Origin of the sequence: Kitasatospora sp. NPDC059803 (assembly GCF_042732255.1) — a bacterium.
Lineage (GTDB): Bacteria > Actinomycetota > Actinomycetes > Streptomycetales > Streptomycetaceae > Kitasatospora.
The window spans coordinates 4,434-17,029 of record NZ_JBHWIJ010000187.1; the positions used below are offsets into that span (position 1 = coordinate 4,434).

Sequence of the window (12,596 nt, forward strand, 5' to 3'; positions counted from 1 at the left end):
CCCGGGGGCCCGGGGGGCGAAACCGGCCCCCCTCGCCCCCCGCCTCCCCCCCCCCCCCCCCGTGGGGGCGGCGGGGGCGCCACCGGGCGCCACGCTGCTCGTGCACTCCTCGCTGCGCTCCCTCGGCTGGGTCTCCGGCGGGCCGGTCACCGTCGTCCAGGCCCTGCTCGACGCCCTCGGGCCGACCGGCACCCTCGTCGTCCCCACCCACACCGGGGACAACTCCGACCCCGCCGGCTGGTCCAACCCGCCGGTGCCGGAGGCCTGGTGGCCCGACATCCGGGCGTCCTGGCCCGCGTACGACCCGCACGTGAGCCCCACCCTGGGGATGGGCGCCATCCCCGAGACCGTCCGGATCTGGCCCGGCGCCCGGCGCAGCGCCCACCCGCAGACCTCCTTCGCCGCCCTCGGCCCGGGCGCCGCCGAGACCACCGACGGACACGCCCTCGACTGCCTGCTCGGCGAGTCCAGCCCGCTCGCCCGACTGGAGGACCGCGACGCCCAGGTCCTGCTGCTGGGCGCCGACTTCGGCTCCTGCACCTGCTTCCACCTCGCCGAGTACCGCGTCCCGGGCCCGAGCGAGGACGTCTCCTTCGCCACCCTCACCCCCGAGGGCCGGCAATGGCTCACCGTCCGCGACCGGGCCATCAACGCCGACGACTTCGCCGAACTCGGCACCGCCTTCGAGGCCGACCACCCGAAGGCCGTCCGCCACGCCACGGTCGGCGTCGCCACCACCCGCCTCTTCCGCCTCCGCGACGCCGTCGCCTACGCACAGCACTGGCTGCCCGAGCACCGGGCGTAGGACAGGACGTGTCCGACGTCAGGTCCGGGGCGTCTTCTCCCCGTGGACGGCGGTGTACTCGGCCGCCAGCCACGGCCCGAGGTCCTCGGTGAGCACCTTGAGGACGGTCGGGTCCGCCGTCGGCGTACGGGCCACGGTCGCCGCCAGACGCATCTGCTCGGCGCGCTCCGGGTAGTAGCGGGCGAACGCCCCGGCGGACTCGGTGAGATCGCTGGTCCAGCCACCCCACCGCGGCATCACCAGGGTGAAGCCCGTCCGCACGATCCGGCGGGCGACCGCGCGACTGAGCGCCCGGCGCTCGGCGGGCGTACCGGCCGAGCCCGCCCGCTCGCGCCAGCGCGGGAGGGCCAGGGCGAGATCGCCGTTGGTCTCGCGGGCGAGCGTGGAGGTGGGGCGGTAGCGCGGCAGTCCGGCGGCGAGGTCGTCACCGAGCAAAGGCGTGCACAGGCAGGCCACGAACCAGCCCAGATCGTGACGTTCGAGCTCGCTCAGCAGCGTGTCCGCGCTGAACAGGAGGATTCCGACACCGTTGACCTGCGGGAAGGAAGCATCGAGCCGGGATTCGAGCGCATCGGCGTCAGCCCGGTCGGCGGCGGAGGGCTCCTGCCTCAGGGCGAGCAGGAGATCGAGATCGGAGACCTCGGGGATCGCGGTGCCGCGCGGGATGCTGCCGTAGAGGTAGGCGCTGTGCAGCCGGGGGAGGTCGAAGACCTCGGCGATCAGCGTCCGGGCGGCGGCGACCACGGATGCGAACGCCTCGGGCACCCGGCCCAACGAGCCCTCCCGTGCGATGAAGCCGTCGTCGTCCAGTCCCGCGGTAGTCATGGGCGTACTCTGCCGGTTCGCGCACCCCCGAGCGAGCCGATTTCGGACGCCGGGCGTGGCCGATCGTCAACTCCCCGGCGATTCCCGGGCATCATTCCAGGCACGGACGCGCGGGGAACGGCGTTGAACCCGGGAAGCACCTCGCGCCACCGTCGCCGCACTCCGACGAGCACGCTCCCCGGAACGACGAGCCGCAGGACGGGGAGCAGGGCCGCGCGCGGGCCCGCGGAGGAGCGGCGCCCGTATGCGGCCTGCCCTCCGGAGGATGATCCCCATGCAGCCCGACCCTCAGCCCACCTCGAAGCCCGCCCCGCAGGCCTCCCCGCAGGCCTCCCCGCAGGCCGTCAAGATCGGCCTCGGTCTGCCCCTCCACGACCCCGTCCTGCTGTTCGAGTGGGCCCGGCGGGCCGACGCCGGCCCGTTCAGCACGCTCGGCCTGGCGGACCGGGTGGTGTTCGACAACCCCGAACCGCTGGTGACGCTGGCCGCCCTGGCCGGCGCCACGTCCCGCGTCCGCCTGCAGACCGAGGTGCTGCTCGCGCCGCACCACGTCCCCGCGCTGCTCGCCAAGCAGACCGCCACCCTGGACCTGCTCTCCGGCGGGCGGTTCACGCTCGGCCTCGGCGTCGGCGGCCGGGAGGACGACTTCCTGGCCGCCGGCATCGACCCGCGCCGCCGGGGCCGGCTCCTGGACGAGCGGATGGCGGTGCTGCGCCGCCTCTGGGCCGGTGAGCCGTTCGGCGAGGGGGTCGGCCCGGTCGGGCCCGCGCCTGCGACGCCCGGCGGCCCCGAGGTGCTGTTCGGCGGCTTCGCCCCGGCCGCGCTGGACCGGGTCGGCCGGTTCGGGGACGGCTTCCTCGGCGCGGGAGTGCCGCCGGAGGCGATGGCCGGGCTGTTCCAGGACGTCGAGAAGTCCTGGCAGCGGCACGGCCGGGACGGCCGGCCCCGGCTGGTCGCCCAGGCGAACGCCGTCCTCGGCCCGGCGGAGACGGTCGAGCAGGCCCGGCGCAACATCCGCGCGTACTACGAGTCCAGCGGCCGCGCCGACCGGATGGAAGAGGGCCTGCTCACCACGCCGGAGGCGATCCGGGCCGCCGTGGCCGGTTTCACGGCCATCGGCGCGGACGAGGTGATGCTGTACTGCTGGTCCCCCGAGGTGGACCAGGTGGACCGCTTCGCCGAACTGCTGTTCCGGTAGCGGTCGGTCGCAGAGGCGGGGATCAGTTCGGGATGCTGGAGATCAGTGCGGGATGCCGGGGATCAGTGCGGGATGCCCGCGATCAGCTCCTGTGCGCCCTGCCGCTTGAGCGCCAGCGCCGTGGAGGTGCCGAGGTCCTCGGGGCTGAGCGCGCCGGCCCACTCGTGGGCGTCCAGCACCTGCTTGCCGTCCGGGCTGAAGACCCGGCCGCGCATCGAGAGCCGGCCGTCCGGTTCGGCCCTGGCGTAGCCGGCGATCGGGCTGTTGCAGTGGCCCTGGAGGACGTGCAGGAACATCCGCTCGGCCGCCGCCTCGCGCCAGGTGTCGCGGTGGCCGAGCGCGGCGACCGCGTCGACGGTGACGACATCGTCCTCGCGGCACTGCAGGACGAGGATGCCGGCGCCGATCGGCGGGCACATCGCGTCGAGGTCCAGGATCTCGGTGATCCGCGCCTGCTCGCCGATCCGCTCCAGCCCGGAGGCGGCGAGCAGCAGCGCGTCGGCCTCCCCGGCGGCCAGCTTGGCCAGCCGGCTGTTGGCGTTGCCGCGGATCGGCACGCACACCAGGTGTGGGTGGGAGGCGGCGAGTTGGGCGACCCGGCGGACGGAGGAGGTGCCGATCCGGGTGCCGGGCGGCAGTTCGACGAGGGTCAGGCCGCCGGGGTGGACGAGGGCGTCGCGGATGTCGTCGCGGCGCAGGTAGGCGGCGAAGACGGTGCCGGCGGGCAGCGGGCGGTCGGCGGGCACGTCCTTGAGGCAGTGCACGGCGACGTCGGCCTCCCCGGCGAGCAGCGCGGCGTCGACCTCCTTGGTGAACGCGCCCTTCCCGCCGAGCCGGGCGAGGTCGCCCATCCAGCGGTCGCCGGAGGTGGTGACCGGCACCACCTCGGTGCGCAGGCCCGGGTGCAGGGCGGCGAGTTCGGCGCGGACCCGCTCGACCTGGGCGAGCGCCATGGGCGAGGAGCGGGAGACGATGCGGATCAGCTCAGCGGTGGCCATGGCGCGATGATAGGCGCTCGAACGCCGGGCTCTGACCCGGCGTCAGCCATGCGGCGGAAGGCCCGCCGGACGGCACCCGGACGGCCGGGCGGCGAACCGTCCGACCGTCCGTGTGCCGCCCGCGTGTCGGCCGCGCTCACTCGTTGTGCAGCACCTCGGCGATCGGCAGCCGGGCCGCCGAGCGGGCCGGGACGTGGGCGCCGAGGACGGCGATCGCGACGCCCGCCAGCGCGAGCCCGGCGAGCAGCGGGGCGCCCCAGACGTCGATCATGTGCTCCGGGAAGGCCAGGATCCGGACGTTCTCGGCGATCAGCCGGTGCACCACGATCCCGACCGGGATGCCGATGACGCCGCTGAGCGCGCCCTGCCAGGCCACCGAGGTGACCGTCATCGCGACGACCTGGCGTGGCGTCATGCCGATGGACTTCAGCATGCCGATGTCCCGGCGGCGCTCGCGGATGGTGAGCAGCAGGGTGTTGAAGACGCCCAGCGAGGCGACCACCGACAGCAGGACGGTGAAGGTCGTGCTGAAGGTCTGGATAGCGACGACGGGCCCCGCCGAACTCTCGACGACCACCGAGGGCGTCAGGCTCGGGTCGGCGGCCCCGACCGCCTTCTGGTACGCGGCGGCGTCGGCGCCGTCGGCGAGCCGCACGTCGTACTCGACCGTGTGCGGGTCGGGGGTGAGCGCAGCCCGGGTGGCGTCGTTGGAGGTGATCGCGTTCGCGTTGCCCTGGATCTCCTCGCCGACGATGGTGACGGCCCGCTGTCGGCCCTCCAGGGTCAGGGTGATCCGGTCGCCGAGCCTGAGCCCGCGCTGGTCGAGGAAGGCCGGCCCGGCCTGGACCTCGTCCGGCCCGGTCGCCGGGCGGCCCTTGACCACCCGCAGCCACCTGGTGCCGGCGATGTCGTCGCCGCCGTAGAAGTCCATGAAGACGGGCTGGGTGTGGCCGACCACGCCCACTCGGACCAGCCCCCGGGTGACGACCTGCGCGGCCCCGGGGGTGGCGCGCAGCATCGCCTCGGTCTGGGCCGGGGTCAGCTGCGGCTCGACCGTGTTGCCCTGGAAGTGGCCGGTCTGCACGTTGACGTGGATCTTGTCGTCGACCGGGGCCATGCTCCTGGCCAGGGTGCTGCTCAGGCCGGTGGTGACCGTCACGGTGACCACACCGAGCACGATCGCCGCCATGGTCAGCGCCGTCCGGCCCGGGCGGGCGAAGGGCTGGCCGAGGCCGAGGCTGACGGCGCGCGGCAGCCGGGTGCCGCTCAGCCGGCGCTGGACCTTCAGCCCGCGCCCGGTGCGCGGCGCGCTGCCGGCCGAGATCGCCTGGGCGGCGGACAGCCGGTGGGCGCGCGAGGCCGGGACGAACGCGGCGGCGACGACCAGCAGCGGGACGCCGACCAGGGTGGCGGCGGGCAGCCAGCCGGCCGGCTCGATCACGGCGGTGCCGGTCGAGATGCCGCTGAAGGCGGTCTCCAGGATCGGGTACGCCCCCGCCCAGCCGGCCGCCGTCCCGAGGACCGTGCCGACGACCGCGGGCACCGAGACCATGGTCAGGTAGACCGTGACCACCTGGCGCGGGGTGAAGCCGATCGACTTCAGCACGCCGATGTGCCGGTAGCCGGAGACCACCGCGCCGCTCACCACGTTGCCGACGATCAGTGCCGCGACGACCAGCCCGAGCACGCCGAAGACCGTCATCACCGGCAGGTAGGCGTCGGCACCGGCGGAGAAGGCCTGCTTGAGCACCAGGTACGACTGCGCGCTGGCGAGCGCGTCCTTGGGCAGGCCCTCGGTGGCCGTGCCGAGGGAGGCGGTCAGCTGCTGCTCGGTGTCCGCGTCGGCGAAGCGGTAGAGCATCTGACGGCTGGTGGGGTGCAGGGCGGCCGCCTGCTCGGGGACGACCCAGCCGCCGGCGGACTGGCTCATGCTGCCGGCGAAGCCGACGATGGTGAGCTTCAGCCCGGTGGCGGTGGTGAGCGACGTGCCGAGGAGCGTCGTCGCGGCGCCGCCGCCCGGTTGCTGGATGACCACCTCGCCGGGCGCCGTGGCCCAGCGGCCGCCCAGCAGCTGCACCCGGTCCACCGGCCCGGCCGGGTCGGCCCGGCCGACCAGGGTCAGCGGGCCCGGCGGGCGGCCGACCCAGTCGGTGGGGATCTCCACCACGGCCTGGTCGAACGGCCCGGCGGCCGCCTCCACGCCCGGCCGGTGGGCGGTGGCGGCCAGCTGCTCCGCCGAGGCCCTGGCCGGGTCGAAGGCCGCGACGACGTGGGCGCCGCGCTCGGCGGCGAAGGCGTCGTCGAAGGGCGCCCGGGCGGCGCTGATCACGGCGAGGGCGAGCAGCACGGTCGTGGTGGAGCAGAAGACGACCAGGCCGATCACGAAGGTCTGCACCCGGCGGCGCTTCACGGCCGCCCGGGAGGCCCGCCACACGGCGCCGGTCATGCGGACGCCTCCAGGGCCCGCTCGCGCGCCACCTTTCCGTCCGCGACCTCGACCAGGCGGCTGGCGCAGCGGGTGGCCAGGTTGGGGTCGTGGGTGACGATCAGCAGGGTCTGGCCGATCTGGTTGAGGTCGATCAGCAGGTCCATCACCTGCTCGCCGGAGCGGCTGTCCAGCGCGCCGGTCGGCTCGTCCGCGAGCAGCAGCGCCGGGCGGTTCATCAGGGCCCGGGCCACCGCGACCCGCTGGCGCTCGCCGCCGCTGAGCGCGGCCGGGTAGGTGTCCTTGCGGTGCGCGACGCCGAGTTCGTCCAGCAGTTCCAGGGCGCGGCGGCGCGCCTGGCGGGCCGTGGTGCCGGTCAGCTGGGCGGCCAGGGCGACGTTGTCGAGGGCGGGCAGGTCGTCGATCAGGTTGAAGAACTGGAAGATCATGCCGATGTGGCGGCGGCGGAACAGGGCCAGCCCGGTCTCGTTCAGCTGCCCGAGGTCCTGGCCGTGCACCCGGACGGTGCCGGAGGTCGGCCGGTCCAGCCCGGCGACCATGTTCAGCAGGGTGGACTTGCCGCACCCGGAGGGGCCCATCACGGCGACCGCCTCGCCCGCCCGGATCCGCAGGTCGACGCCGTCGAGCGCCTTGGCGTCGCCGAACTCCTTGTGGACCCCGGACAGCTCGACGACGGCCTGTGCGTCGTCCGGCGGGGTGGTCCCGTCGTGGTCGTTGCTCATGGTGGACGACGGTAGGCGCGGGCCCCCGGGCCCGGCGTCCCACCCGGGGTGTAGCCGGGGCGGCCGTAGTACCCGGGATGTACGCGGGCGGCACCCCCGGATGATGTCGATCATGGCGTGGGCTGGGAAACTGGCGGTGTGTGGGGAACAGGGACGAACTGGGCCGCCGTAGCGGTGGCGAGTGCGGCGGTGGCGGGTACGGCGGTCGCGGCGGCCGGCTGGCTGGGCGTCGCGCTCGCCCGGGCGCGGCGGCTGCACCGGGCGGCCATCGGCGAGCGCGGCTGGCTGCTGGAACGGGAGCGGGAGAGCGCCGCCCGTACCGCCGTGGACGCCGAACGGGCGCGCATCGCGGCCGAGTTGCACGACATCGTCAGCCACAACGTGAGTCTGATGGTGGTCCAGGCCGGGGCCGCGCGCGAGGTGATCGCCACCATGCCCGCGGAGGCGGCGGCGGCGATGGGCGCCGTCGAGGCCGCCGGGCGCGACGCGATGACCGAGCTGCGGCACCTGCTCGGGCTGCTCGCCCCCGCCGCCGACGGCACCGAGGAGGAGGCGGCGGACGGTTTCGCGCCGCAGCCCAGCCTGAGCCGGCTCGGGCCGCTGATCGACCGGTTCGCCTTCGCCGGGCTGCCGGTGGAGGTGCGGATCTCGGGCGAGCCGAGACCGCTGCCCGGCGGCGTCGACGTGACGGCGTACCGGATCATCCAGGAGGCGCTGACCAACGCGCTCAAACACGGGGACGGGGTGACGGCCGAGGTGACGGTGCGCTACGCGGACCACTACCTGCGGGTGGAAGTGCTCAACAGCGGGCCGAGCGTGCTGGCGGGCGCCCACGCCGCGCCCGCGCAACCCGCCGACGCCGTGCCCGCGCCGCCCGCCCGGCCGGCCGACGGCGCCGGGCGCGGGCTGCTCGGCCTGCGCGAGCGCGTCGCCGTGTACGGCGGCGACCTCGACGCCCGGCGCCGGCTCGGCGGCGGCTACCGGGTCCGCGCCCGCATCCCGCTGGACCGGCCGTGACCGGGGCCGAGGTGCAGCGGGGGCCGGAGCAGCAGCCGGAGCGGGAGCCGGAGCGGGAGCGCCGCCCCCGGGTGGTGATCGCCGACGACCAGGAACTCGTCCGCACCGGCTTCCGGATGATCCTCACCGCGCGCGGCATCGACGTGGTCGCCGAGGCCGCCGACGGCGCCGAGGCGGTGGCGGCCGCCGTCGCGCACCGGCCCGACGTGGCGCTGCTGGACATCCGGATGCCCGGCATGGACGGCCTGGAGGCCGCCCGCCGGATCCTCGCCCGGGCGCCCGGCTGCCGGGTGATCATGCTGACCACCTTCGACCTCGACCACTACGTCTACGCCGCCCTCGCCGCCGGGGCCAGCGGCTTCCTGCTCAAGGACGTCACCTCCGCCCATCTCGCCGCCGCCGTGCGCCTGGTGGACACCGGGGACGCCCTGCTCGCTCCCTCGATCACCCGGCGGCTGGTCGAACGCTTCGCGGCCGGCGCCCCGCGCCCCGCCCCCGGCGCCGACGGCCCGCCGCTGCACCGCAACCTCGCCCCGCTCACCCCGCGCGAGGCGGAGGTGCTGGCGCTGCTCGGACGCGGGCTGTCCAACAGCGAGTTGGCGACCGAACTGACGCTCAGCGAGTCGACGGTGAAGACGCACGTCGCCCGGATCTTCGCCAAGCTCGACCTGCGCGACCGGGCCCAGGCGGTCGTCCTCGCGTACGAGACCGGGCTGGTCTCGCCGGGGGGCGGGCCCGGCTGATACTGATGCCGATACTGATGCTCAGTCAATTCCCTTGATTCGCATGACAATCATCTAGCTAACTCGTTAGAGGTAACTCCCGGTCCGATTCACATTTTTGCCAGTTCATGGGGGAACATCTCTCTGTCCGCGCCCGAACGAGAAATGACCGTTCGGGCGGCATTTTCAAGACATTTGGACAGGCCCGTGACTACCTCCGCCCCCGTGTGGGACTGCCCCTTCAACCACACCGACGGCCTGGAGTTCGACCCGCTCCTCAAGCGGCTGCTCACCGAGGCCCCGATCGCCAGGATCCGACTGCCGCACGGCGAGGGCGAGGCCTGGCTCGCCACCCGCTACGAGGACGTCCGGATCGTCACCACCGACCGGCGGTTCAGCCGCGCCGCCGGCATCGGGCGCGACCTGCCCCGGATGACGCCCGCCCCGATCGCCCAGGCCGAGGCGATCAACCTGATGGACCCGCCGGGCCACAACCGGCTGCGCCGCCTCGTCGCCCAGGGCTTCACCAACCGCCAGGTCGAGCGGATGCGCCCGGCCACCCAGCGGATCGTCGACGGCTACCTCGACGAGATGGCCGAACACGGCTCCCCCGCCGACCTGGTGCACTTCCTCTCCAGCCGGCTCCCGCTCACCACCATCTGCGAACTGCTGGACATCCCCGAGCAGGACCGCGCCGAACTGCGCGGCCACGCCGTCGCCATGATGACGATGGGCCCCGGCAGCCGGGCCGGCCAGGAAGCCGCCAAGGCCGCCCTGCGCGGCTACTTCACCGAGCTGACCGCCGCCCGCCGCGCCCACCCCGGCGAGGACCTGCTCAGCGCCCTCGCCACCGCCCGCGACGGCGACGAGCTGCTGGACGACCAGGAGCTGGCCGTCATGGCGATGGTCCTGCTGGTCACCGGCCACGACACCAGCACCTACCAGCTCAGCAACATCACCTACACCCTGCTCACCCACCCCGAACAGCTCGCCAAGCTGCGCGCCCAGCCCGACCTGCTGCCGCGCGGGCTGGAGGAGCTGCTGCGCTTCATCCCGTTCCGCCAGGGCGTCGGCATCGCCCGGGTCGCCACCGAGGACGTCGAGTTGGGCGGCGTGCTGATCCGGGCCGGCGAGGCCGTCCACGTCTCCTACCTCACCGCCAACCGCGACCCGGCGATGTACGAGCGCCCCGACGAACTCGACCTCGACCGCGGCGCCCCCACCCACATGGCCTTCGGCCACGGCCAGCACCACTGCCCCGGCGCGCACCTGGCCCGGATGGAGCTCCAGGTCGCCATCGGCACCCTGCTGCGGCGCTTCCCCGGCCTGCGGCTCGCCGTCCCGCCGTCCGAACTCGACTGGCACACCGGGTCGATCTGGCGCTACCCCCGCACCCTGCCGCTCGCCTGGTGACCTCCTCCCCGCGCCACCGGCTCCGCCACGGAGCACCGCGCGGCGCCCGTCCGACGCATCCGTAGGCCGCCTGCCCGGGCCGCTCACCAGCCCGCCCGGCCAGGCCACCCAGGGGAGACCCGCACCATGGCAACACTCTGCCGCCCGGCCATCGCCGTACCCGAGAACGTCATCACCCTCGACCAGACCCTCGACCTCGCCCGCAGCCTGCACGCCGGCCACCCCCAACTCGGCCTCGCCCTGCGGCTGATCGAGAACACCGGAGTGCGGACCAGGCACCTGGTCCAGCCGATCGAGCAGACCCTCACCCACCCGGGATTCACCGCGCGCAACGAGGTCTACGAGCGGGAGGCCAAGCTCCGCGTCCCCGAGGTGGTCGAACGGGCCCTGGGGCACGCCGAGTTGGGCGCCCGGGACATCGACCTGATCATCTACGTGTCCTGCACCGGCTTCATGATGCCGTCGCTGACCGCCTGGCTGATCAACGCCCTGGGCTTCCGCTCCGACACCCGCCAGATGCCGATCGCCCAGCTCGGCTGCGCGGCCGGCGGCGCCGCCGTCAACCGCGCGCACGACTTCTGCCGCGCCTACCCGGGCGCCAACGTGCTGATCGTGTCCTGCGAGTTCTGCTCGCTCTGCTACCAGCCGACCGACCTCGGCGTCGGCTCACTGCTCTCCAACGGCCTGTTCGGGGACGCCGTCGCCGCCGTGGTGATGCGCGGACACGGCGGCACCGGCGTGCACGTCGAGCGCAACGGCTCGCACCTCGTCCCGGACACCGAGAACTGGATCTCCTACGGGGTCAAGGACACCGGCTTCCACTTCCAGCTGGACAAGCGGGTGCCCGGCACCATGGAGATGCTCGCTCCGGCGCTGCGCGGCCTGGCCATCGAACACGGCTGGGACGTCTCCGGGTTGGGCTTCTACATCGTGCACGCCGGCGGCCCGCGCATCCTCGACGACCTCTGCCACTTCCTCAACCTGGAGCCGGCCACCTTCCGGTACAGCCGCGCGACGCTGACCGAACGCGGCAACATCGCCAGCGCCGTCGTCTTCGACGCGCTCGCCCGGCTGTTCGCCGACGGCGGCGTGGCCGACGGCACCACCGGCCTGATCGCCGGTTTCGGGCCCGGCATCACCGCCGAGATCTCGCTGGGGAGTTGGGTCGGCGAGCCGGTCGAGGCCGCCCGCCGACGGCCGCGGGCCATCTCCACCTCGGACATCACACTCGTCCATCCGAGCGCCCCCCGGCGTTTCCCGGCCGGCACTACGATCACCGAATGACTGACACCACGCACCAGGCGGACACCGACGACAGATCCGCCGAACTCGCCACCCTCTTCCCCGCGTTGCACGCCCCGCAGTACTGGACCTGGGGCCGGTACGACGCGCTGTTCTCCACCGTGCTGCCGCCGGACGAGCTGGTGACCAACATCCACCTGGTGGGCTTCGCGGACGACAAGGTGGTCCTCTGCCGGGACGACCGGGACCACTGGTTCCTGCCCGGCGGCACCCGGGAGCAGGACGAGAGCATCGCCACCTGCCTGGCGCGCGAGCTGCGCGAGGAGGCCGGCGCCCGGCTGCTCGGCGAGCCGGACTGGCTCGGCGCGCACCGCTGCCGCACCGAGGACCCGACGCCGTACCGGCCGTGGCAGCCGCACCCGGAGAAGGCGTGGCTGTGGGGCTGGGCGGAGGTCGCGGTGGACTCGGCGCCGACCAACCCGGCGGACGGCGAGCAGGTGGTCGAGGTACGGGCGGTGCCGGCGGGCGAGGCGCAGCGGCTGCTGCTGGCCGGGCACGACGCCTGGTGGGGCGAGCTGATCGGGCTGGCCGTGGAGCTGCGGCGGCGGGCCGGGCGGGGCTGATCCCCCGCCCCTCCGAGCCCCCTCTCCGAGATATTCCCGCCGGGCCGGAAGACCACTGGAACGGCCGAACAACAGAGAGCATTGTCCGTTTTGCGGTGATATGACTCGGCCATGGACACCAACATGCTGGCCGTGGACTACCCGGTGCTCAACATCTTCTGGACGATGCTGGAGCTGTTCCTCTGGATCCTCTGGTTCTTCCTGCTGTTCAAGATCATCACGGACATCTTCCGCAGCCACGACCTGGGCGGCTGGGCCAAAGCCGGCTGGCTGCTCCTGGTGATCGTGCTGCCGCTGATCGGTGTGCTGGCCTACGTGATCGCCCGCGGGAAGTCGATGAGCGAGCGGGACGCCGCCCAGGTCCGGCAGAGCGAGGCCGCCGTCAAGGCCTACATCCGGGAGGCGGCCGGAACCGGCGCCCCCGGGGGCGGCGGCAGCCACGTCGACGACCTGGCGAGACTGGCGGACCTGAAGGAGAAGGGCGCCATCTCCGAGGAGGAGTACCAGAAGGCCAAGGACAAGCTCCTGGCCTGACCCGATCCGACCCGCACGGCGGCCGGGGCCGGCGGACGCGCAGACGTCCAC

The 12,596-nt window shown here is 74.0% G+C and carries 12 protein-coding genes; 8 read left to right on the forward strand and 4 right to left on the reverse strand.

Annotated elements, in window-relative coordinates:
- Positions 1–61: 61 nt before the first annotated feature.
- Positions 62–805 (forward strand): aminoglycoside N(3)-acetyltransferase, encoded by a 744-nt coding sequence (locus ACFV6I_RS25975; RefSeq protein ID WP_380427933.1) that lies wholly within the window; start codon positions 62–64, stop codon positions 803–805.
- An 18-nt stretch (positions 806–823) separates the two neighbouring features.
- On the opposite strand, the gene ACFV6I_RS25980 is transcribed toward ACFV6I_RS25975, so the two are convergent.
- Positions 824–1,630: a nucleotidyltransferase gene (locus ACFV6I_RS25980; protein ID WP_380427935.1), complete on the reverse strand. Its 807-nt coding sequence runs from the start codon at positions 1,628–1,630 to the stop codon at positions 824–826.
- 274 nt (positions 1,631–1,904) lie between these two features.
- On the opposite strand from ACFV6I_RS25980, the gene ACFV6I_RS25985 reads away from it, so the two are divergent.
- The gene (locus ACFV6I_RS25985) at positions 1,905–2,828 is read left to right on the forward strand and encodes an LLM class flavin-dependent oxidoreductase (RefSeq protein WP_380427937.1); all 924 of its coding nucleotides are present in this window, start codon (positions 1,905–1,907) and stop codon (positions 2,826–2,828) included.
- A 62-nt stretch (positions 2,829–2,890) separates the two neighbouring features.
- Here ACFV6I_RS25985 and hemC read toward each other — a convergent pair whose 3' ends face one another.
- The 3 genes from hemC to ACFV6I_RS26000 all read right to left on the reverse strand — a co-directional run bounded on the left by hemC (position 2,891) and on the right by ACFV6I_RS26000 (position 6,994).
- On the reverse strand, positions 2,891–3,826 hold the full coding sequence (hemC, locus tag ACFV6I_RS25990; RefSeq protein WP_380345120.1) for a hydroxymethylbilane synthase: 936 nt from the start codon (positions 3,824–3,826) through the stop codon (positions 2,891–2,893).
- Between the two features lie 136 nt (positions 3,827–3,962).
- A complete protein-coding gene (locus tag ACFV6I_RS25995; protein ID WP_380427939.1) occupies positions 3,963–6,272 on the reverse strand; it encodes an ABC transporter permease in 2,310 nt (769 codons plus the stop codon).
- Complete coding sequence (locus ACFV6I_RS26000; RefSeq protein WP_063347046.1) at positions 6,269–6,994, reverse strand: ABC transporter ATP-binding protein; 726 nt, start codon at positions 6,992–6,994, stop codon at positions 6,269–6,271. Before ACFV6I_RS26000 ends, ACFV6I_RS25995 begins: the two co-directional genes overlap by 4 nt.
- 138 nt (positions 6,995–7,132) lie before the next feature.
- Here ACFV6I_RS26000 and ACFV6I_RS26005 point away from each other — a divergent pair, with 138 nt between their 5' ends.
- The 6 genes from ACFV6I_RS26005 (at position 7,133) to ACFV6I_RS26030 (ending at position 12,545) form a co-directional block, all read left to right on the forward strand.
- The gene (locus tag ACFV6I_RS26005) at positions 7,133–8,011 is read left to right on the forward strand and encodes a sensor histidine kinase (protein ID WP_380427941.1); all 879 of its coding nucleotides are present in this window, start codon (positions 7,133–7,135) and stop codon (positions 8,009–8,011) included.
- An 11-nt stretch (positions 8,012–8,022) separates the two neighbouring features.
- Positions 8,023–8,754 (forward strand): response regulator, encoded by a 732-nt coding sequence (locus tag ACFV6I_RS26010; protein WP_380427946.1) that lies wholly within the window; start codon positions 8,023–8,025, stop codon positions 8,752–8,754.
- A 144-nt stretch (positions 8,755–8,898) separates the two neighbouring features.
- Positions 8,899–10,146: a cytochrome P450 gene (locus ACFV6I_RS26015; RefSeq protein ID WP_063347048.1), complete on the forward strand. Its 1,248-nt coding sequence runs from the start codon at positions 8,899–8,901 to the stop codon at positions 10,144–10,146.
- A gap of 126 nt (positions 10,147–10,272) precedes the next feature.
- Complete coding sequence (locus ACFV6I_RS26020) at positions 10,273–11,430, forward strand: type III polyketide synthase (protein WP_380427944.1); 1,158 nt, start codon at positions 10,273–10,275, stop codon at positions 11,428–11,430.
- On the forward strand, positions 11,427–12,011 hold the full coding sequence (locus ACFV6I_RS26025) for an NUDIX hydrolase (RefSeq protein WP_380345128.1): 585 nt from the start codon (positions 11,427–11,429) through the stop codon (positions 12,009–12,011). The genes ACFV6I_RS26020 and ACFV6I_RS26025 overlap by 4 nt, the downstream gene beginning before the upstream one ends.
- 111 nt (positions 12,012–12,122) lie before the next feature.
- The gene (locus ACFV6I_RS26030; protein WP_380345130.1) at positions 12,123–12,545 is read left to right on the forward strand and encodes an SHOCT domain-containing protein; all 423 of its coding nucleotides are present in this window, start codon (positions 12,123–12,125) and stop codon (positions 12,543–12,545) included.
- Positions 12,546–12,596 lie beyond the last annotated feature (51 nt).

What these genes read in the sequence shown, in the direction of transcription:
- ACFV6I_RS25980 (WP_380427935.1), bottom strand. Translation starts at nt 1,630, where the DNA reads ATGACTACCGCGGGACTGGACGACGACGGCTTCATCGCACGGGAGGGC.
- ACFV6I_RS25985 (WP_380427937.1), top strand. Translation starts at nt 1,905, where the DNA reads ATGCAGCCCGACCCTCAGCCCACCTCGAAGCCCGCCCCGCAGGCCTCC.
- hemC (WP_380345120.1), bottom strand. Translation starts at nt 3,826, where the DNA reads ATGGCCACCGCTGAGCTGATCCGCATCGTCTCCCGCTCCTCGCCCATG.
- ACFV6I_RS25995 (WP_380427939.1), bottom strand. Translation starts at nt 6,272, where the DNA reads ATGACCGGCGCCGTGTGGCGGGCCTCCCGGGCGGCCGTGAAGCGCCGC.
- ACFV6I_RS26000 (WP_063347046.1), bottom strand. Translation starts at nt 6,994, where the DNA reads ATGAGCAACGACCACGACGGGACCACCCCGCCGGACGACGCACAGGCC.
- ACFV6I_RS26015 (WP_063347048.1), top strand. Translation starts at nt 8,899, where the DNA reads ATGACCGTTCGGGCGGCATTTTCAAGACATTTGGACAGGCCCGTGACT.
- ACFV6I_RS26020 (WP_380427944.1), top strand. Translation starts at nt 10,273, where the DNA reads ATGGCAACACTCTGCCGCCCGGCCATCGCCGTACCCGAGAACGTCATC.
- ACFV6I_RS26025 (WP_380345128.1), top strand. Translation starts at nt 11,427, where the DNA reads ATGACTGACACCACGCACCAGGCGGACACCGACGACAGATCCGCCGAA.
- ACFV6I_RS26030 (WP_380345130.1), top strand. Translation starts at nt 12,123, where the DNA reads ATGGACACCAACATGCTGGCCGTGGACTACCCGGTGCTCAACATCTTC.